The 19,454-nt window shown below is 69.5% G+C and carries 18 protein-coding genes and 3 pseudogenes; 11 read left to right on the forward strand and 10 right to left on the reverse strand.

The window, feature by feature from the left end; all coding sequences use genetic code 11:
• Nucleotides 1-75: 75 nt before the first annotated feature.
• Nucleotides 76-801 (reverse strand): class I SAM-dependent methyltransferase, encoded by a 726-nt coding sequence (locus AB0J87_RS37280; protein ID WP_363973229.1) that lies wholly within the window; start codon nt 799-801, stop codon nt 76-78.
• A 343-nt stretch (nt 802-1,144) separates the two neighbouring features.
• Between AB0J87_RS37280 and AB0J87_RS37285 the strand changes: the two genes are divergently transcribed.
• The 6 genes and pseudogenes from AB0J87_RS37285 (at nt 1,145) to AB0J87_RS37310 (ending at nt 6,349) form a co-directional block, all read left to right on the forward strand.
• Nucleotides 1,145-1,378: a threonine dehydratase gene (locus AB0J87_RS37285; RefSeq protein WP_363973232.1), complete on the forward strand. Its 234-nt coding sequence runs from the start codon at nt 1,145-1,147 to the stop codon at nt 1,376-1,378.
• A 242-nt stretch (nt 1,379-1,620) separates the two neighbouring features.
• A pseudogene (locus AB0J87_RS37290) lies at nt 1,621-1,851 on the forward strand (acyl carrier protein); the annotation flags it as partial.
• Between the two features lie 483 nt (nt 1,852-2,334).
• A pseudogene (locus AB0J87_RS37295) lies at nt 2,335-2,475 on the forward strand (transposase); the annotation flags it as partial.
• A gap of 738 nt (nt 2,476-3,213) precedes the next feature.
• Complete coding sequence (locus AB0J87_RS37300; RefSeq protein WP_363973235.1) at nt 3,214-3,819, forward strand: TetR/AcrR family transcriptional regulator; 606 nt, start codon at nt 3,214-3,216, stop codon at nt 3,817-3,819.
• Nucleotides 3,816-4,592 carry an ABC transporter ATP-binding protein gene (locus AB0J87_RS37305; protein WP_363973238.1) on the forward strand — a complete coding sequence of 259 codons (777 nt, stop codon included), beginning with the start codon at nt 3,816-3,818 and terminating at the stop codon, nt 4,590-4,592. The genes AB0J87_RS37300 and AB0J87_RS37305 overlap by 4 nt, the downstream gene beginning before the upstream one ends.
• An 11-nt stretch (nt 4,593-4,603) precedes the next feature.
• On the forward strand, nt 4,604-6,349 hold the full coding sequence (locus AB0J87_RS37310) for a hypothetical protein (protein ID WP_363973241.1): 1,746 nt from the start codon (nt 4,604-4,606) through the stop codon (nt 6,347-6,349).
• An 89-nt stretch (nt 6,350-6,438) separates the two neighbouring features.
• On the opposite strand, the pseudogene AB0J87_RS37315 reads toward AB0J87_RS37310, so the two are convergent.
• Nucleotides 6,439-8,249, reverse strand: a pseudogene (locus tag AB0J87_RS37315) (alpha/beta fold hydrolase).
• Between AB0J87_RS37315 and AB0J87_RS37320 the strand changes: the two are divergent.
• A complete protein-coding gene (locus AB0J87_RS37320; protein ID WP_363973244.1) occupies nt 8,200-8,595 on the forward strand; it encodes a LysR substrate-binding domain-containing protein in 396 nt (131 codons plus the stop codon). The pseudogene AB0J87_RS37315 and the gene AB0J87_RS37320 sit on opposite strands and share 50 nt — an antisense overlap.
• 129 nt (nt 8,596-8,724) lie before the next feature.
• Here the strand turns inward: AB0J87_RS37320 and AB0J87_RS37325 are convergent, their stop codons facing one another.
• Nucleotides 8,725-9,318: a hypothetical protein gene (locus tag AB0J87_RS37325; RefSeq protein ID WP_363973247.1), complete on the reverse strand. Its 594-nt coding sequence runs from the start codon at nt 9,316-9,318 to the stop codon at nt 8,725-8,727.
• Nucleotides 9,315-9,866 (reverse strand): RNA polymerase sigma factor, encoded by a 552-nt coding sequence (locus AB0J87_RS37330; RefSeq protein WP_363973250.1) that lies wholly within the window; start codon nt 9,864-9,866, stop codon nt 9,315-9,317. The genes AB0J87_RS37325 and AB0J87_RS37330 overlap by 4 nt, the downstream gene beginning before the upstream one ends.
• A 323-nt stretch (nt 9,867-10,189) precedes the next feature.
• Between AB0J87_RS37330 and AB0J87_RS37335 the strand changes: the two genes are divergently transcribed.
• Complete coding sequence (locus AB0J87_RS37335; protein WP_363973253.1) at nt 10,190-10,534, forward strand: hypothetical protein; 345 nt, start codon at nt 10,190-10,192, stop codon at nt 10,532-10,534.
• Between the two features lie 236 nt (nt 10,535-10,770).
• Complete coding sequence (locus tag AB0J87_RS37340; protein ID WP_363973256.1) at nt 10,771-11,307, forward strand: hypothetical protein; 537 nt, start codon at nt 10,771-10,773, stop codon at nt 11,305-11,307.
• 46 nt (nt 11,308-11,353) lie between these two features.
• Here the strand turns inward: AB0J87_RS37340 and AB0J87_RS37345 are convergent, their stop codons facing one another.
• The 3 genes from AB0J87_RS37345 to AB0J87_RS37355 all read right to left on the reverse strand — a co-directional run bounded on the left by AB0J87_RS37345 (nt 11,354) and on the right by AB0J87_RS37355 (nt 14,846).
• Nucleotides 11,354-11,641, reverse strand: coding sequence for a hypothetical protein (locus tag AB0J87_RS37345; RefSeq protein WP_363973259.1), 288 nt, complete (start codon nt 11,639-11,641; stop codon nt 11,354-11,356).
• A gap of 309 nt (nt 11,642-11,950) precedes the next feature.
• Nucleotides 11,951-13,159, reverse strand: coding sequence for an MFS transporter (locus tag AB0J87_RS37350; protein WP_363973262.1), 1,209 nt, complete (start codon nt 13,157-13,159; stop codon nt 11,951-11,953).
• A gap of 196 nt (nt 13,160-13,355) precedes the next feature.
• Nucleotides 13,356-14,846, reverse strand: coding sequence for a carboxylesterase family protein (locus tag AB0J87_RS37355; RefSeq protein WP_363973266.1), 1,491 nt, complete (start codon nt 14,844-14,846; stop codon nt 13,356-13,358).
• Nucleotides 14,847-14,943: 97 nt separating this feature from the next.
• On the opposite strand from AB0J87_RS37355, the gene AB0J87_RS37360 reads away from it, so the two are divergent.
• Complete coding sequence (locus AB0J87_RS37360; RefSeq protein WP_363973269.1) at nt 14,944-15,555, forward strand: TetR family transcriptional regulator C-terminal domain-containing protein; 612 nt, start codon at nt 14,944-14,946, stop codon at nt 15,553-15,555.
• A 130-nt stretch (nt 15,556-15,685) separates the two neighbouring features.
• Here AB0J87_RS37360 and AB0J87_RS37365 read toward each other — a convergent pair whose 3' ends face one another.
• Nucleotides 15,686-15,823, reverse strand: a complete 138-nt coding sequence (locus AB0J87_RS37365; RefSeq protein WP_363973272.1) for a hypothetical protein — start codon at nt 15,821-15,823, stop codon at nt 15,686-15,688.
• A gap of 45 nt (nt 15,824-15,868) precedes the next feature.
• Here AB0J87_RS37365 and AB0J87_RS37370 point away from each other — a divergent pair, with 45 nt between their 5' ends.
• Nucleotides 15,869-16,384 carry a tetratricopeptide repeat protein gene (locus AB0J87_RS37370; protein ID WP_363973275.1) on the forward strand — a complete coding sequence of 172 codons (516 nt, stop codon included), beginning with the start codon at nt 15,869-15,871 and terminating at the stop codon, nt 16,382-16,384.
• A 222-nt stretch (nt 16,385-16,606) separates the two neighbouring features.
• Here AB0J87_RS37370 and AB0J87_RS37375 read toward each other — a convergent pair whose 3' ends face one another.
• Nucleotides 16,607-17,524, reverse strand: a complete 918-nt coding sequence (locus AB0J87_RS37375; protein WP_363973278.1) for a recombinase family protein — start codon at nt 17,522-17,524, stop codon at nt 16,607-16,609.
• Between the two features lie 190 nt (nt 17,525-17,714).
• Complete coding sequence (locus tag AB0J87_RS37380) at nt 17,715-18,830, reverse strand: hypothetical protein (protein WP_363973281.1); 1,116 nt, start codon at nt 18,828-18,830, stop codon at nt 17,715-17,717.
• Nucleotides 18,831-19,454 lie beyond the last annotated feature (624 nt).

A 19,454-nucleotide genomic window follows, 5' to 3' on the forward strand; every position in this document is an offset into this window, starting at 1 on the left:
CCAACCCCATGCGAACGGTAACCGTGTTCAAACTGCGTGAGGAGAGCATTCGCCCGGTCACGATCACCTCGTATCTCACGCACCTGCTCTGTCGATGAGATACATGCCGAGTCCGGCCGGACCGGTAGGGGTCGGCGCGAGGCCGTGCCCGCCGAGCTCCGCCTTGAGCTGCCGCTCGTCGAGCACCCACCAGGCGTAGGCCACCTCCAGCTCGTCCACGAGCTGATCATCGTGGTAGGTGTGATATGTCATGTGCCAGGTGATCCGGTCGGGGCCTGCGGGCTCGGCGCGGCCCCATCCCTCGTACCTGCGCCGCCCGACCCGCACGTCGGCGAACCGGGACTCCGGCACCGTCATCGGCTCGGTGGGCGGCTGCAGGTTCAGCACTGCTCGGCCGCCGGGGACGAGGCGCTCGGCGAGCAGACTCCAGATCCGTTGTCGTCCGACCGGGTCGAAGTGGCCGATGACGTTCATGGCGACGACGGCGCCCAGCTTCTGAGGCAGCGCCGCCTCGAGGAAACCCTCCGGCAACACGGTCACCCGGTCACGCAGCTCCGCACTCTCGTTCACCCGCGCCAGCAGGACGGACCGCAGCGCCGCCGACGGCTCGACGGCCACGATCTCGGCCTCGGGCACCGCCTCCGCGATCACGCGGGTGCCCTGCCCTCCGCCGGCGCCCACATCGACGATCGGACCGGTGACGTCGCGCAGCACCTGCGACAGCGACGGTGCCAGGGCCGCCCAGTGCGGCGCGATCATCACGTCCACGAACTCCGCTGATCGCTCGTATTGGTCTGCCACTTCCACACCCCTCGTCGTACATTGATAATCATTACCGTTTTTGCGAGGTTAGAGATGGGTGAGGTGATCGTTAAGAGTGCGGCGGTCGTCGCCGGGGCTCTCCGGGCACGAGGAGCCGGGGCCTCCGCCGGTGATCGGAGGGCTTCGCGGCAAAGGTCTTGCCGTCTCCAACGGCAGGTATCAAGTGGCCCATATCACACTTTCCGGCGTAGCGTTATTCGGGAGACCTCCCCGATGTGAAGGATCGTCGACGATTCGGTAGGGGGTGCTGAACATGGTTGTGGCCGCCGAACACCGCCAGCATGCTGATCACACTCATAGGCACGGCCCTGGGTGCGGGCATGTGGCTGTTCCGCATGCCGATCATGTCGACTACGTTCACGACGGATGCCTCCATCGCCTCCACGAGGGGCACGTGGACGAGTGCGAGCCGCAGGTGCACGTCACGCACGACGCCCATGACCACCGGCACGGGGCCGGATGCGGGCACGTGGCCGTCCCTCACGGTGACCACGTCGACTACATCCACGAGGGGCACCGCCACGCGGCACACGAAGGGCACTGGGACGACCACTGAATTGCCCTGAAGTCTGCCGCCTCGCCCCAGTCTTCACGCGGTTGATTGCGGCGCTGGCCGGGGGCGGTGCCGGGTTTCGTGCTGCCGACGTGCCTGTCTGTCGGCGCGAGGCTTCCCGTGAGCCGCCGCCGACGTGGGCGAAATCCTGATAACGGTGTTGATAATCGTTTTCAATGATGTTAGACATGGCTTTGGCCGGTTGGCCCGCGTCTTGATGCTCCGCCCACGTTCGTGGAGGTTTGGTGACCCCTTTTCCACTGGTTGATCTGTCGTGCCCGCAGTTGGACGACGTCGTCTCCTGCGTGGCGCAGGTGCTCGGCATCGAGGAAGGCGAGGTGGAACCAGACGCGAGGCTGACGGAGCTGGGCCTGGAGTCGTTCACCGCCGTACGGCTGCGGCGCAGGCTGCGCGAGTGCGTGGGCGCGGACCTGCCCATCGCGTCCTTCCTGGGCGAAGCGTCCGCACGCTCCATCGCGCAGCGGATCTCGCCGGACGGAGCCGGCTTCCCGCTGACCGCCGCCCAGTCGGCGTACTGGGTGGGCCGGGATCCCGCGTTCCCGCTGGGCGGAGTCGCGACGTTCTTCTTCCACGAGTACGACAGGCACTCCGGCGACCAGGACGCCGATCTCGACCGCCTGGAACAGGCCTGGAACATGCTCGTCGAGCACCACCCGATGCTGCGCATGGTGGTCGGCGACGACGGCCGGCAACGCATCCTCCCGTCGCCGGGCCCGTATCTCATCACCCGTACCGACCTGCGTGATGCCTCCGTCGAAGAGGCCCAGCAGGAGCTGGCCAGGCTACGTGCGGAGCGCGCTCGGCGATACGTGCGCGACTTCGCCATTATGATGCGGGACCTGCGCGGCGAACGGCTCGCGGTGCGGATCGAGGAGGTCTGTGGCGGCGGCCTGCCCGCGCTGGCCCAGTACGCCGCCGGTCTGGCGTTCGACCTGGACGCGGTGACCGCCGGGCTGTCGGTACCCTGGAGTTCTGGCCAGGCCGAAGGACAGAACACGAGAGTCAAGCTGATCGAACGGCAGGGATACGGCCGCGCGAACTTTGACCTTCTCCGGAAGAAGATCCTGCTTCGGGACTGACGTCCCGCGTCACAAGATCAGCGGCAGAGCCGTTACTCGTACGCACCTCTGCACACCAATGAGTACGCCGACAGCCCGCGTTACCTCAGCGCGGACACCGGCGCCCTCGCGTGGGCGTTCGGCCCTGAGGGGGCGCCCGCCGTCCGCGGAATCGACATCCTCACCGTCAAGGACGGCCTGATCCACCGCGTCATCACCCTGTTCACGCAGTAGAGACCGCCTTCGCCGACAGCGGGCAGGTGGGCAGCGGGCAGGAGGGTCAACGCGCTGTGGCGCAGTCGATGCGCGAGCCCACCCCCGGCCATGCGGGTCGAGCTCGGTGTAGACGGTCCTGCAGAAGTACTCGGCGGCCCCGGCAGGAGGACACGCTCCTCGCCATGGCGGCCCGGCAGATGTCCGGCCAGCCCGCCGGAGTCAGTCTGGCCGCTCTGGTGCCGCAGACCGGATGTACACCGGTCAGCTGGATCGCCACTTCAGGCGGGCAGGTCGCGATCCAGCCGGGGTAGGCAGCATCGAGAGGCGACGACGGCCAGCTGGCCGAGCCGCACGTGCGGGTCAGGCGGGTCGATCTCAACGCGTCGCACCGTTTGCGCCCTGACGGTGTCGTTGCGTCACATCGACGATCGATGACGGCGAGGGGCGCGTCGTGCCCCTCCTCCATACGGTGGTGACATGGGCCGGCCGTGTCCTGGCCGAAGCTGTTGCCAACAATTTGAATGACCGTTTAAAATTTTGATTGTGTCATCAGAAAGTCGAACGTTCATTGAAGAGGCGCGGCGGGCCCAGATCATCGAGTGCGCCATCGACGCCATCGCCACCCTCGGGTATGCGCAGACGTCGCTGGCGAAGATCGCGCAGCTGGCGAAGATCTCCCCCGGATCGATCTCCTACCATTTCGGGAGCAAGGACGAGCTCATCCAGGCCGTCGTCAGCGAGGTCGCCAGGCTGGCGACCGAGATGATGGAGCCGGCCATCGTCGCGCAGCCCACGGCGACTGACGCGCTGCGCGTCTACCTGGAGACGAACCTGGCGTTCATGGGCCGCCACCGCAAGCCGCTGCTGGCGCTGGTGGAGATCATCACGCACGCACGAGGCGGCACCGACACCCCGGGCCCGTACACGGCGCAGCACGAGATCGCGCTTCAGGACATCGAGAAGGTGCTGGCCTGGGGGCAGAAGAGCGGGGAGTTCCGCGACTTCGATCTGCGTTCGACGGCCATCGCGATCCGAGGAGCGGTGGACGCCGTGCCCGCCCAGCTGTTGCAGAACCCAGAGCTCGACCTGGAGCTGCTGGCTCGGGAACTGACCACCCTGTTCACGATCGCCACGCGGAGGCAGCCATGACGGCGGCACTCGAACCGGCCGCTCTCGATCTGGCCGGTCTCACCAAGACGTTCGGCACGAACGCCGCCGTGGACCACCTCGACCTGACCATCCCGCAGGGATCCTTCTACGGCCTGGTCGGGCAGAACGGGGCGGGCAAGACCACCACCCTGTCGATGGCCGTCGGGCTGGTGCGGCCCGACAGCGGCACCGCGCGGATCTTCGGGACCGACGTCTGGGCCGATCCGCGGCACCGGGCCAAGAGGCTGGTGGGCGTCCTGCCCGACGGCCTGGCGATGCCTGAGCGGCTGACCGGGCGGGAGGTGCTGACCTACCTCGGCCTGCTGCGCGGACTGCCCGAGCCGGTGGTGGCCGAACGGGCCGGTGAACTGCTGGAGGTGCTGGAGCTGGACCAGGCCGGCAGCACGCTGGTGATCGAGTACTCGACCGGCATGCGCAAGAAGATCGGGCTGGCCACGGCGCTGCTGCACGCGCCCAGGCTGCTGGTACTGGACGAGCCGTTCGAGGCGGTGGACCCGATCTCGGCGGCGACGATCAAGCAGATCCTGCGCGCCTTCGTGGCGGGCGGCGGCTCGGTGGTGCTGTCCAGTCACGTGATGGCGCTGGTCGAGCAGCTGTGCGACCACGTCGCGGTGATCGACAAGGGCAAGGTCGTGGCGGCGGGCACGCTGGAGGAGGTCAGCGGTGGCGGCTCGCTGGAGGAGCGGTTCGTGGACCTCGTCGCGACCGGCGACCGTGCCGCGATGAAGGGGCTGACGTGGCTGCCGGGCTGATCATGGTACGGATGAAGACCGCCGTACTGCGGCACTCCCTGACCGGCCGCCGTGCCGGGATCGTGGCCACAGGCGGGCTGCTCGGGATCGCGCTGGCGGGCGGCACGATCGTGCTGGCCCTGTCCGCGCCCGCGCTGCTGCCCGCCGCCTACGCCGTGTGGATGCTCGGCTGGATGCTGGGGCCCGTCTTCGCCGGAGGCGGGGACGAGACGTTGCGGCCCGAGTACTTCGCCCTGCTGGGATTAGCGCCGCGGCGGCTGGCCAGGGCACTGCTGGCGTCGGCGTTCGTCGGGGTGGCGCCCGCGGCGAGCCTGCTCGCGCTGGGCGGGCTGCTGGTCGAGGGGGTACGGCACGGCGCCGGAGCCGCTGTCGTGGCCGTGCCCGCGATGGTGCTGCACCTGGCCATGTTCGTGCTGCTGTCGAAAGTGGCCGTGGCGGTGCTCGCGATCGTGCTGCGCTCGCGGCTGGGCGCGGTGCTGGCCGGGGTGATCAACGCGACGATCCTGGCGGCGCTCGGGCAGGGCTGGGTGTTCGCGGTGGCGTTCGGCGTGAACGGGGCGGTGCCGCAGTTCGTCAGGTATCTGCCGTCCGGATGGGGGGTGCTGGCCGTCCAGGGCGACTGGCGGCGGGCGGTCATGGCACTGGCCGCGATGGCGCTGCTGGTGGCCCTCCTGCTGGCCGCATGGGCCGCGCTGCTGACCAGGCGTACGAGCGCGAACCGGACCAACGGACGAGCGCCCACACCGACAGGTCGCCGAGAGGGCGGCCAGCCGAAAGACAGGCAGGCGGTGCCGCAGAGCCGGGTCGTGCTGGGCAAGGAGCTCCGGACCTGGTCGCGTGACCTGCTGCGCACCCACCAGCTCACCTTCGCCCTCGCCTACGGCCTGGCGTTCGCCGCCGCCCCGCTCATTCTCGGCTGGCCCGGCATGCTCTGCTGGGCGGGTCCAATCTTCGTCGCCATGGCCGCGGGCATGTCCGCCAACCTCTACAGCGGTGACGGCACCGCCTTGTGGCTCACCCTCATGATCCCGGACGCCAAGGACGTACGAGGCAGGCAACTGGCCTGGCTGGCGACCGTCGGCCCGCCCGCGACCGCCCTGACCGTGACGCTAACGGCGCTGGTGGACGGCCCGTGGCCGATGGTGCTCGCCCTCCTGGTGGCACTGCTGGGTGGTGGAGCCGGGCTGGTGCCGCTGATGTCGGTGTACGCGCTGGTCCCCGGCACCGACCCGCACCGCAGGCCGGGCAACCCGCTGCGCTCCACCGACGACGACGGCTCGGCCAGCGGCCTGGTGTACGCCATGCTCGCCCTGTGCGCGCTCACCGCCGCCCCCGCCGCACTGGTGGCCTGGCTGTACGGCTGGCCGGGCGTCGCCGTGGGCCTGCTGACCGGCCTCTCGTGCGCCTGGGGCCTCGGCCACCTGGCCCAGCGGCGACTGAGCACACACGGCCCCGAACTGCTCCACCTGATGCGGACCGGCCGCCCGCCCACCACCGCCAAGACCCCGCAGAACCTGCCCAGACGCGAGCAGATCATCACCGCCATCTGCTGGGGCTTCGGCGCGATCCCGCTCATCCCGCAAGGCATCGTGCCAGGCATCCTCAAGGTGGCCGGGACCGGGTCACGCGGCTGGTTCCTGGCCCTGTACCTGCCCGAATGGCTGCAATGGCCGACCATCGTGTGCATGACGCTACTCGGCCTGACCATGTACGGCCTCGGCCTGTGGATCCCACGCCGGCACCGCAGGCAGCCGTAACGCTTCCGGCGACCGAGCCTCACCCAACAGGACCACCCGATCGGGCCTAGCGGGCGGCCCGAGCCAATCGAAGAGGACCAGGGCGAGCGTTACGGGGTGTATTCGTCGTGGCGGCGGACCCAGGCCATCGGGTAGGACAGGTCGTCCTCGTTGCGTCCGCGGGGTGCGCGGTCGAGGAGCTGGTAGGCGGCGATCATGGAGTCGGCGCTGCGGGCGTAGCTGGAGTAGGTGTGGTGGACGGTGCCGTCCTGGAGGGCGAACGCGCTCATCCCGGGCAGCTCGGCGGCCAGGTGCGGCTCCGGACGGAAGTTGTAGGTGGCGCCGTTGGCCTGTTGCTCGGGCGTGAACGAGACGCGGAAGTCGTAGTTGAAGTCGCTGCCGTGGGAGGAGACCCAGGTGAACCGCCAGCCCATCTGCCGCTTGTAGGCGTTGATCTTCTCCAGTGGCGCGCGGGAGACGCTGATGAGGGTCACGTCGCGGCTGTTGAGGTGGGGGATGGCGGCGTCGAAGTGGTCGGCGGTCAGCGAGCAGCTGGCGCAGCCGGCGTCGGAGCCGGGATGGAACATGAAGTGCTTGACCAGCAGCTGGGACCGTCCGTCGAACAACTCGGCCAGCGTCGCAGGTCCGTCGTCGGTGGCGAAGGTTAGTCCTTGGTGACGGGTACCCAGGGAAGGTCGCGGCGCAGGCGGGCCAGGTGGTCGCCGTTGCGGCTGTGTTGTTTCTCGCGTTCCAGCAGGGCGTGGCTGGCGGTCAGCCGTTCGTCCCGGGTTCCGGTGCGGTGGGTCATCGGTGGTCCTTTCGGTTCGTCGATTGGGTGATGTGGGTGGCGATCGCGGGGATCACGGTGTCCCAGCTGTGGTGAGGGAGTTCGTGGCCGATCGGGCAGTGGCAGCAGGCGGGCGCCGGGGATCTCGGCGGCCAGCGCGATGCCGTGCTCGATGGTGAACAGCGGGTCGCGGGTGCCGTGCAGGACCAGGGTCGGCATGTTCAGGGTGCCCAGCCGGTCGCGCCAGCGGGCGTGGCCGCGCATCGCGTAGTGGTTGGTGTGGCTGGCCTGCACGCACGCCGTACGGTCGCAGACGGCCGCGGCTCGTTCGCGGGTGACGGCCCCCTCCTGCGGGGGCCAGTCCGAGGCGTAGGCGCGGTCCTGGGCGACGACGTAGTCGATGACGGCGGCGCGGTCGGCCCAGTCCGGTGGCACGGCGGTGTCGAAGTGGGTCTGCAGCGGGCCGGTGGTCGGCGGCAGATCTGGGGCGCGTGGCTCCGGGCTGGTGGCGATCAGGGTCAGCGACGCCACCCGCCCGGGCTCGTGCAGGGCGGCGACCTGGGCGAGCTGGCCACCCATGGACAGGCCCACCAGATGCGCCCGCGCCAGGCCGAGCGCGTCGAGGATCGCGATCGGGTCGGCGGCCAGGTCGGCGAAGGTGTAGTCGGGGGAACCCGGCGGGTACCAGGTCGATTCGCCGGTGTCGCGGTGGTCGTAGCGGATGACCAGCCCGCCGGTGGCCTCGGCCAGCCGTTCGCAGAAGCCGATGTCCCACCAGTCCATCGACCGGCTCGCGCCGCCGATGAGCAGGACGGCAGGGCCGTCGCGGCGCCCGAACGCCTGGACACACAGCTTCACCTGGGGGCTGACCTGGAGGAGTTCGCGAGCAGGCCTACCCTCACCATCTCGGGACGGGGGGCGGACGATCAATCGCGAAGCACGGGATGATTGATGAGCCGGACTGGACGACCTGCGCCCGGCCCACCAGGCCGTCCTGGACGCCCTCGGCCGGGCCCAGGCAGCCGGGCGCGGCATCAGCGGCGTCCTGCGCATCGGATTCTTCACGCCGGTCGCGGGACGGGTCGTGCCGGAGGTGATGACCGTCGTCCGCGCCGACCACCCCGGCCTGGACATCCAACTGAGCGAGCTCCAGATCGCCGACCCCTGCCGGCCGCTGCGCGAGGACGAGGTGGATCTGGCGCTGACCCAGTTCCCGGTCAACGAACCCGGCATCACCACCGGTCCCGTCGTCCTGTCCGAGCCACGCGTTCTCGCCGTGTCCGCCCGCCACCCGTACGCCCGGCGCGCCTCGGTCAGTCTCGAGGATTTGGCCCGTGATCACACCTTCCGCCCGGCCGGAGTCGGGCATCGACCGTCAGACTGCGGCCGGGCGTCTGACCGCACGCCGACTGCGGTCAGACGACGACCGGCCCTAGCCGTTCCGCTCAGCGCGACTGCCTCGGGGTGGTACCACAACTAGCCTTCAGATCATGGCCGAGTGATCGCTATATGGTCCCAGGAGTGACCGACAACCGGTCCCATTTCTCACCGCCGAAACCAGTCGTGGCGCCGGACTGGACGGTAGCGCGGGCGTCGCCGTATCGGAGTGCTAGCTTCCCGCTGGAGGTTGGCCCTGCGGGCCATCAACGTCGTCCCAGTCCGTTTTGTCGACGACGACGCACGGGCCGACCTTGCCGGGGATCATCAGCGTCGTGAGCACCCACCAGGTCTTACCCGTCTTCGGCGGCTCCGCTGCGGAAACTTCCTCTTCGTTCCCGGCGAACTCCAGGACCAGCGTCTTGTCCTTGTCGAGCAGCTGGGGATCGATGTCCAGTCCGCCTTCCCGCATGTGAATGGCCCCTTCTGGCAGAAGAGAGCTCATTCCCCTGTTCTTTTCACACTGCTTGCCCGACTCGAGGTACGTGACGTCCGCTCTGACGCCCGCCGCCTGCAGGTCCCGCTCCAGTTGATCGGCGTCTTTGAACTCACGGATCTCGACCCCCACCGTGCCGTCCGCCTTCTTGCTTACCGCGTACGCCGGGCTCTCCGTACCGGTCACCAGCGGTACGGCGACGGCCGCCGCGGCGGCGAGGCCGGCCATCGCCGCTCCCACGAAAATACGGCGAACGGTCCGGCGACGGCGTTCGGCCCGCGCGGCGAATTCGACTTTCAGATCCATCAGCAACTGCTCCTCGAAACTCATGTGCCGTTTCCTTCCATGACGAAGGGCACTTCCTTGAGCGTTCGGCGCGCGCGGTGCAGCCGGACCATGGCGGTCCCTGACCGGATACCGAGGGAGCTCGCGGCTTCGGTAACGGTGAGCTGGTCGAGGACGACCAACTCCAGTACGGCGCGTTCCCCCTCAGGCAAGTCGGCCATGGCCTGGAAAGCCCGCCGAGCGGGCCGCTCCGCGTCGATCCGCTCCTCCAGCCGGGCGATGTCGTCGCCGTCCAGCGGCCGCCGCCTGCTTACTCGGTCGGTCAGCTGGGACTCCCTCAAGGCCCGGCGCCGCTCGGCCGAGAGCGTGTTGCGTGCTACGCCGTACAGCCACGCGACTTCGCTGCCCCGTCCCGGCCGGTAGGTGTGAGCGGACTCCATCACCGCAAGGAACACATCCGCCACCAGGTCCGCGACCGCATGGGGGTCATCGACCCGGCGGGCGAGGAATCGCGTGACTCCCTCGACGTGCCGCCGGTAGAAGGCTTCGAACGCCACGGAGTCTGTGGCGAACTCCGCCTGTTTACGACGCACCGGCCATGCTCCCTTCGTCGATCTACACACATACTTGGTATGAAGCGATCAAAGGCTTACAAGCCGACGTCAAACGGCGAGCCACCCGGCGGCTCTGTAGTCGCAAAGGGAGAGCTGTGCTCGGCTGTGTGGGGCCTGCTGCAGATGTGTCTCTTCACGTGAGTCGCAAAGCCATCTACAGTTTCGATTTGCAGGCGTCATGTGACTCTTTGCAATCGCAAGGTTTCTGCGGGTTGCGCACGGCGCCAGTAAGTGGAGGTGACGCGGCCGCACCGGCGTGCATAGGCTGGTGCTCCCCACGCCGTCGATCCTGAGGCGGATACATGCCCGAGATACCGGAGGACGCGATCCTCGTAGGGCTGCTCACGTGCGGCGCTTGCCTGGCCGATCTCGACGCCGCCATGGCCGATGGCATCACCTCCTACGTGTGTACGGCCGACGGTTGCGGGCTTACCCGGGTTGAGGCGGCCGAGTTGGAGCAGTTCGCCGTCAAGCAGCTGTTCGAGCATCTGCGATCACCGAACCTGACCGGCGAGATGGTGTTGGCCACGGCAGAGTTGCTGGACGAGTTCGACACCCTGGAGACCTGGTGGGCGGCCTCCGGGGCCGTCGGCCAAACGTGTGTTGATGGCGGCGCCCATCAAGCACTTCATCGTGATGGCGCCTGAGCATCCGGCCGCGTTGATGCTCCGGTGGCGGCACAACGGCTGAAGGGTGCGTCCGGGCCGCGATAGCAGCGGCTGGCTGGTCAGGTTCGTAACGCTCTCCGCCCTCGCGCCTACGCTGGGTCAGCGACCACTTCCCCCAGGAGTCGACGATGACCGAGCAGCCATAGCGGCGCCGTCTCTCCGTCGTCCCGCCTCACCCGGACACGACCGACGAACGACCGCAGCCGCCGCCGCGGATGGATGCCGCCGACAAGGTCGAGCACGTGAGAGCCGCGTACGCTGCCGGTGAGTTGTCCCATGTGGAGGCCGCCGGGATGCTCGCGGCTCTGGCCGGCAGGGAGGGCAACGAGGCCGAGTACGGCTGGCGCGCCGACATGATCTTCGAAGGCCTCCTCAGGTGCGGTGCGTGCGGCGCACACCTGCAGCAGGACCAGGCCGCCGGCGTCATCAGCCACACATGCCCGGCCGACGGGTGCAGACAGGTCCGCATCGCAGCGCGCGTGCTCGCACCCGCCGTAGCCGAGCAGGTGCTGGAACGGCTGCGAACACCCGAACTGGCGCCCGGGCTGCTGCTGGCCATCGCGCAGAAGCGGGGCGCCGACATCGTGCCGCCCGGTACCGACACCGTGGAGAGCTGGTGGGGCAACGCTGACCCGGCGGCGCAGAAGGAACTGCTCGCCATGCTTGTGGATCACATCGCGGTCAAGCCGGTGCACGATTCCCGGATCGACGTGGTCAAGCGGCTGTCCCTGGCGTGGCGACACACCGGCTGACGTCGACGCCGCAGGCGGCAGGCGGCTATCACTGCCCTTCCTTTGTCTACGGCTTCAGTTCCCAAGCCCGCGGCGGCGGTGTTCGCTGCAGCGCAGGACAACTCCGCACCTCAGCGACCGGACAGCAACGTGGTGATGCGCCGCCACGGGCGACGGCCCGGACCGCGGTCTCGAACGTGGCCGCCGCCGCGGCGCCGGGCGGGCCGAAGACGTAGGTGATGGAGTCGCCGCCGCCCTGCCGGTACACGGGCGGCCCCGCCTGCTCGGCCAGCGCGGGCAGCACCTCGCAGATCAGGTGTAGGTCCTCGTCGTCGTCGGGGTGACCGTGGGCCACGGTGATCGGGGCCAGGCCGCCGCCCTGCGTGGCGAGCGCAACGACGCTCGCGGGCGGCCAAGCCTGCGTCAGGCCGCCCGGGAGATCAACATTCGTCCGTGAACCGGCAGAGCTGTTCCACGAGCCCTCGTCTATGAAACACCGCTTGAGGGGTAGCTGCGCGTCTGCGTCGTTGGGACTCGGGGGTTTGAAGCTGATCAGCCTCGATCGGGCAGTGTGCCGCGGAAAAGGCGCTGGCCTCGGTCTGGCGGCCTTCCAAGCTGCTGACGTCCGGCCGTTGCGAGTGGACTGCCCGCCGGGCGGGTGGAATCAAGGAGCGGGTTCTCGCCGCTCCCGCAGTACCGCATAAGCCAGGCACGCCGCGATCACCAGTGCGGGCACGCCGAGCAGAATGGCGGCGCGCAAGCCATACTCACGACCGATCAGACCGCCGACCAGAGCGCCCAGAGGTGAGGCGGTCATCACCACGGTCGTCGAGGCGCTGGTGACGCGGCCGAGCAGGTCGCGGGGGGTGCTGCGCTGGCGTTGGGTGCGGGCGACGACGATCCAAACGCCGAAGGCGGCGCTCGTGGCCGCCAGACCGAGCGCGGCCAGGACCACTTCCGAAGCCAGGCCGAGCATGAGCTGGCCGGCGGCGGCCGCGAGGAGGCAGGTGGTGAGGGTCGGGGCCGGTCCGAGCAGGCGCACGATACGGGCAGCGAGGAATCCACCGATCAGGCCACCCACGGCACCGATGCCGACCAGGAGGCCATAGATCGCGGCGGGCAGTTCAAGTATCTGCTGAACGAAGAGGACCAGGACGACAAACCACATGCTGTCTACGAAGGCGAACGTGCCCGATAGTAGCGACAGCGTGAACATGCGGCGCGAGCGGACCAGCCAGCGCAGGCCCGCCATGGTTTCGCTCCAAATGCGACCCTTCGACTCCGAGGTTGGGGCGGGGGCGAAGACACTGGGAAGACTGAAGATCAAAGCTGCGGCCAGGGCCAGCGTGCCGCCGTTAATGGCGATGGGCAGGACCATGGCTACGCCGAACAGATAGCCCCCGACCGGCGGGCCGATCAGCTCGTTGCCCGCGACTTCCGCGTTGACCAGCCGACCATTCGCCCGCTCCAGGTCGGCGTCGTTCACAAGGGGAGGCAGCAGGGTGGCGGTGGCCGTGTCACGCAACGTCTCGCCCACGCCGCAGGCGAAGGCAATCGCGTAGATCCAGGCCACAGTGGCGGACCCGGTCAGCACGGCCACCGTCAACGCCGCCAGCAGGGCCGTGCGCCCGCAGTCGACCAGGACGACGAGGCGGCGCTGGTCGAACCGGTCGACCAGCGCTCCGGCGATCAGGCCTAGGAGCAGCCAGGGGAGTTGTCCTGCCACCGCGACCCCTGCCACGATGACCGGGTCGGTACTCATTGAGGCGGCAAGCAGCGGTAACGCGGCGCTCCTGATGCCGTCACCGAGGTTGGACAGCGCCGTCGCGGTCCAGAGTCGACTGTAGGCAGGCCCCAGGGACATGGCGGTCATATTTGCGATCATGACATGCCGCCCTGCGGGACTAACAGTGATCAGCCCGGCCAAGCGATCAGGGCCAGATCGCGTCAGTTGGAGTTGACAGGATCGCGCCGGTTGCGCGCCCGCGGCCCTTGTAGGGGTGGGCACCCGAGTGGCCATCGAGTACGGCCAGGACTCCGGAGCCGGCCTTTCCTGCATTGTCGCCGCCCTACGAGAGATCGAAGGGGGCGGGAGAGTGGCCTTCCCAGATCCGGCAGGAGGCCTGTTCGGGGTAGGGCAGAGTCTGCGACTCGGCGTCCAGAACGCGGGTGAGCTGCTGGTCGGGCCGGTAGGCGGCCCATCCCGCATCGCCGGTGGTGATGAAGCGGATCCATGCCTCCTGGAGTTCGTGGGAGAGCGCGACGGCCTCGGGAGTGGGCTCCTCGCCGATGAGCTGGGCAGCGATGGGGCTGTCCAGCGTGCCGAACGCCAAGGGGACGTCGAGGCTGTGGCAGGCGCCCAGGGCGCCGCCGAGGGCCGGGGCGCTCCAGCGCAGTTCGAACAGGTATGAGGTGCCGCCGGCTGCGGCGTTCGCCTCGGCCAGCTTCTGTGACGGCATGCGGAACAGGGCGTCGGAGTACACCGTCTCCACCAGCTCCTCCGGGCCGGCCTGCGGAAACGCGGCACGGTACGCCTCCGCACCGTGCGGCTGCGGGGCGAGCAGTTCCAAAGCAGCACGGGCATCCTGCTCGGTGAAGGTGCCCTGCCGTCCGCTCATGACGCTGAACAGCCGGAACTCGTCCCGGGTGTGGCCGACGAGCAGCTCGGTCCCGCTCGCGCGCGCGCCGGTCAGCGCGGGCCAGGGCGTTTCGGGGAGGACCTCGCCGTCGATGACGGGGCACAGGGCGGTGCCGGTCTCCGTGAGGCGTCCCCAGCTCTCCCGGTGCGCGTGGAGGCCGGCGTTGAAGGAGGTGAGCTCGGCGGCCAGGTGCCATGGGTCGATGTCGCGCAGGGCCTCGACGGTGGGGGCCGCCGCGCCGAGCCGGTCCGCGAACGCGGCGGTGACCTGCCGTGCCAGCGCGGGGGTGCTGTGCAGCCCCGGCACCGAATGGGCGATGGCCCGCCGGAACAGGCCGCGCGCGGACTTCATCGTCAGCAGGGCGGCGACCGAGCCCGCCCCGGCAGACACCCCGCCCACGGTGACCCGGCCGGGGTCGCCTCCGAAGGCGGCGATGTTGCGCTGCACCCACTCCAGCGCCGCGATCTGGTCGAGGAATCCGCGGTTGGGCGGCACGTCGTCGAGGAACGCGAAACCCTCCGCGCCCACGCGGCAGTTGATGGTCACCACGACGACTCCCGCCTCGGCCAGCGCTGCCGGGTCGAACATCGGGTCACTCGACGCCGCCGAGAGGTAGCCGCCCACGGGGATCCACACCAGCACCGGCAGTCCCGCCGCGCCGGGATCCGGAGTGCCGACGTTGAGCGTCAGCCAGTCGGTGCCCTGCGGGGGCACGTCGATCGGCAGGGACAGCGGCACCACGGGGCCGAACTCGACCGCCTGCCTCGTCCCCTCCCAGCGGTGCGGCGGCGCGGGCGCGGCGAAGCGGAGCGCTCCGACCGGCGGCTGGGCGTAGGGGATGCCGCGGAACACCGCGTGCCCCTGCCGCCGGCGCCCCTGCACCACGCCTTCCGTGGTCCGTACCTTTGGCTGTTCGGACATGACGGTTCCTTCCCTCGAGTGGACCCCAGGATTATGGGTCAGGTGTATTATGTCAACTGTATTGGAACAGTCCCGGGGTACGAGGGAGGGGCCGGCGATGCCGAAACAGGTGGATCACCGCGGACGCCGCGAAGCGATCGCCCGCGCGCTGTGGCGGGTGGTGGAGCAGCGCGGCGTCACGCAGCTGACGATGCGCGTGGTGGCGCAGGAGGCGGGCATCTCCCTCGGGCAACTTCAGCACTATTTCGCCTCCCGGGCCGCCATGCTCTCCTTTGCCATGGACTTCGCGTCAGAGCAGACCTCGCTGCGCGTCGGCCAGGGCCTCGAGAAGCTCGGTGACCGTCCGCACCCCCGTGACGTGCTGCGACTGACGCTCGCGGAAATGCTCCCCCTGCATGCCGACGCCCGCGCGACCAGCCGGATGAACGCCGCCTACGTCCTGGAGGCGCTGCACGACGAGGCCGTCCACGAGCAGGCGCGCCACGGCCTCGTCCAAGGACGGGCCCTCGTCGAGCAGTTGGTCCGCCAGGCGATCGCCGACGGGCACATCGACTCCCACCGCGACCCGGCGACCGAGACCAACCTGCTCCTCGCCCTCACCGGCTTCGCCCCCCTGATCGAACTGGACGTGATCAGGCCCCGGGACGCGCTTGCCGCGATCGACCTGTATCTGGACAGGCTGTTCGGCGGGACCGATCGGAGTGCGTGACCTGCGCCTGCGCGCAGGGGCCTGCACCATCACCGCTTCCTCGAGCATCTCATCGACCGGCATCGCGTTGTAGGTGGCGTCCTGCAGACGGGCCTTGGCGCGTTCGAGGGGGTCTGGGTGGCGGGCGGGCTCAACCGTCTTCTGGCTCGTCGGGGTATGACCCGAACTCGCGCATGTACTCGTAGAAGGCGCCGTCGTCCCAGGGCCGTTCGAGGAACTCGGGTTCGAAGACGTCGTCAGGGCTGTCGAGAGATTCGGAGTACTTCACGAGCATGATCATGAAGTTGCGGGCCTCGCGTAGGACCTGAGACTCATGGAGGGTGCCGAGCAGACGCGCCAGGAGGAGGAGCGGGGCGCCCGCCATCCGGTGACCCTCACCAGCCGCAACAGCCTGGCCTCCGCCCATCTCGCCGCCGGGGACTTCGCGCGGGCGATCGCCCTGCTCGAACGGACGGTGACCGACCGTCGCCGGGCGCTCGGCCGTGATCACCCGCACACGCTGGCGTCCCAGAACGACCTGGCCATGGCGTATTCCGGGGCTGGAGAGCTCTCCCGGGCGATCCAGCTGCTCAGGAGGGTCGTCGCGCGCAGCGAGCGCGTGAGCGGGGCTGATCATCCGGATGTGGTGATCGCGCGCGGGAACCTCGCGTACGCCTATTACGCTGCCGGGCGCGTCGCCGAGGCGATCCCGCTGCTGGAACGGTCGGTCGCCGACCACGAGCGGGTGTTCGGGCCCGACCACCCCAACACGCTGACGACGCACACGGTCCTCACCGACGCGGTTGAGGGAGCGGCCCGGCCTGGAGGCGCGCCCGCGGGGGACCCGTGAGAAATTCAGGGGTCCCCGCATGATGAGCGCGCTCCCGCCGGTCGGCGAGCGCGGGGACGACCGTGCGCGTGAGGTTCTACGGTCGATCATCCGAACAGGCGCGCATCGGCCGCCTGGTCACCGGGGCACGCGAGGGCCGCGGCGGCCTGATCGACGACGCCCAGTGGCTCGACCGGCCTCGGGGAACATCGGTACAGCCGTTGGCGCTGAGAACGATCATGGTCAGGGTGTGAGTGCGCTGACTCGGTTCTCGTACTCGTGGCGGGCCTTGCGCTGAGCCGGGACCGCCGGGACGCCGTGGCCGCCGTCGAGCGGTTGGCATCGGGCGAGGAGCTGGCGGTGCACGGCGGGGATGGCGGTGACACGCAGGGTGTAGCCCTGACCGCGCCGTACGGGCGCCCCCTGGTCGAGTGCGGCCCGCTCGATGTCGTCCAGGTCGGCGGCGCGGAGGAAGTCGGCGACCTTGCCCGGCATGTCGAGGGTGACCGGCAGCTCCGGGGCGGGAGCCTTCTCCTCAGCGGCGGTGCGGTCGGGCAGGAGGTCGGCGACGGCGGTGCGGATGGCGCCGCGGCTGACGCCGTGGTCGCGGGCGAGGGCGGCGATGGAGCGGCCTGCCAGGTACGCGGCGCGCACGTCTTCGAGCTTGTCGGCCGAAACGGCGGGGCGGCGGCCGCCCTTGTTGCCCTTGGCCTCGGCGGCGCGCAGGCCGTCGTAGGTGAGCTCGCGCTGTAGGTCGCGTTGTAGTTCGCCGGCGGCGGCGAGGGTCTGCACCATGAACTTCACGGTGGACAGCAGCTCGCTGGTGCGCGGGTGGCGGGCGGTGAGGTCCATGGCGGAGAACGCGCCGTCGTGGATGCGCAGGGCGAGGCGGTCGCGGTGGAGGACGTCGAGCACGTCGAGGATGTGCCCGGTGCCGCGTACGAGGCGGAACATCTCGGAGATGTGCACGGTGTCCCCGGGCCTGGCGTAGTCGAGGAGTGCGCGGAACTTCGGGCGCTGAAGGGGGTGGAGGCGGCTGGATGTGCCTGTGTCCTCCTCGAAGGTGACCGGATCCTCGATGCCGGCTTCGTCCAGGACGAGGTTCTGCCGGGCGGTCGACTGCTGATCCGTCGAGACCCGCTTGTAGACCAGGTTCGCCACCGAAGGACCCCTTCCGTACGGAGGATCGGACCCTATCTGTCGTCAAACCCTGTCAGCAATCACCATCGGATCTGATTGGATTCGCGGCGCCGTGAACCTCCCGGATTGCACGGGTTCATTGGACGCATTGCCTTCCTGTCGTCAAACGATCATTTGAGGACACCGAAGGTTTCGGCCCGTGTGCACTTGGCTAGGGCCGCGACCTCCAGGTGTAGGGCGCAATGGCCGCAGTTTCCACGTCGGTGTCGGGCCAGCAGCGGCGCAGCACCTCGGCCGTCGACCGGCACCAGGCGGCGAAGTGCGGGAAGACCCCGTAGGCGTCCGAGGTGCGCGCCCCCGCTTCCAGGCCCGCCACCAGCTGGATCCGGGAGTCGTCGCCGGGCTCGCGCGCTTCCCGCTTGCGCAGGTCGTTGGAGCGGATCGCCGTCCCGACCGCAGCCGCCGAGGCGAGGCCGAACCCGAACCGCCGGTCGTCCTCGGCTTCGGGGATGCCGCGCGCCAGGACAGTGCGGAACGCGGCGATCTGGCGCTCCCCGCAGACCGCCATCCACAGTGAGCCGGGGACGGCGAACCCGGCCGCGGCAGTGAGCGCATGGCGGAAGCCCGCCCCCTCAAAGTCGATCAGCCGACCGTCGCCGTCCGGCATGGTGAGATAGTTGTTCGCCTCGGGGTCGCCGTTGGTGAAGGCCAGGAACGGCCCGGGCTCGGCGAGTTCGGCCCCAGCGGCCCGCAGGTCGCGCTCCGCGGCGTCCGGCATCGGGACGCCGAACTCCGCGGCCCGCTCGGGCGCGGTGCGCCACAGCCCGGTCCAGGCGTGCTCTCCGTCGTCGAGTTCCTGCGCCGGGGTGCCCAGCTCGGCGCGGCGCGTGGCGAAGTCCGCGGCGCGGCTGGCGGAGGCGGCGGCGATCTCGCCCTCGGCGGCGGCGAAATCGGTGAGCCGGTCGTCCAGCTCCGGGGTGAGGCCGTTGTGGCGCAGCAGCCGGGCAAGCTCGGTGCGTGGGCCGAGGTCCTCGATCACCAGCATCTGGGTGTCGGGCTCCGCCGCGAGCAGCCGCGGCCCCAGGTGGGCGAGGCCCAAGTCCTTGTCGAGCAGCTCCAGCGCGGCGCGCTCGCAGCGCATCAACTCCGCGGCGGAACGCAGGCCGTAGCCGCCGAGACGCAGGCGCTTGACGATGATAGGGGAGCCGTCGGCGAGGTGGGCGCGGAGCACCCAGGGGTGTCCGTCCAGCTCCTCCAAGCGGGCGACGGGGACGGCGAGCAGATCCTCGATCTCGGCGGCGACGACGGCATCCACAGGTGAAGGCATCGGCGGATTATCGCACGCTTGCGTCATATTCAAGATCACCCACGCTAACCTGCTGGGCCTTCGTGAGCGGAGGGCCGATCAGAACCTACTTTGGGGCTGGGGCCATGTTCGGGAGCGGAGGGCCTCATCCGGGTGACCGCCTGAACCTCCAGAGCCGGTCGGTCACGTTCGATCTGACCTTGTGGAAGTGCGACACGTGGGCCGTGCCCGTGGTCCCCATCTAGCGATTGGCACCCCCCGAGGGTTCGATGGGACACGCCGCCGGCGCTGATCGAGTGACTCAACCTGTCCACCCGGGTCAGGATGTTGCCGCCGCGTCGAGGCCCTGAGCGGCTGGAGTGGCTGATCCTGGCCGCTCTGCCGCTGCAGGCGTTCCTGAGCGGTCTGGGTACCAAGATCGCCGATGACGGCTACCGAGGACTTCAGAAGGCCGTGCGTGCGGTCCTTGGTGGCCGCGGCTCCGTGCCTGACTCCGTCCCCGGCCGCCCAGTCGTGCTTCAGGACCCAGCCACTGGGCTGCAGATCGTTCTGGACACCGACCTTCCTGAAGAGGGTTATCAGCAACTCGTCACGCTCGATCTCACCCAGTTCGAGCTCGGGCCCGTCCGGTACGACCGCGTCCAG

Origin of the sequence: Nonomuraea sp. NPDC049625 (assembly GCF_040675285.1) — a bacterium.
GTDB classification, from domain to species: Bacteria; Actinomycetota; Actinomycetes; order Streptosporangiales; family Streptosporangiaceae; genus Nonomuraea; species Nonomuraea angiospora_A.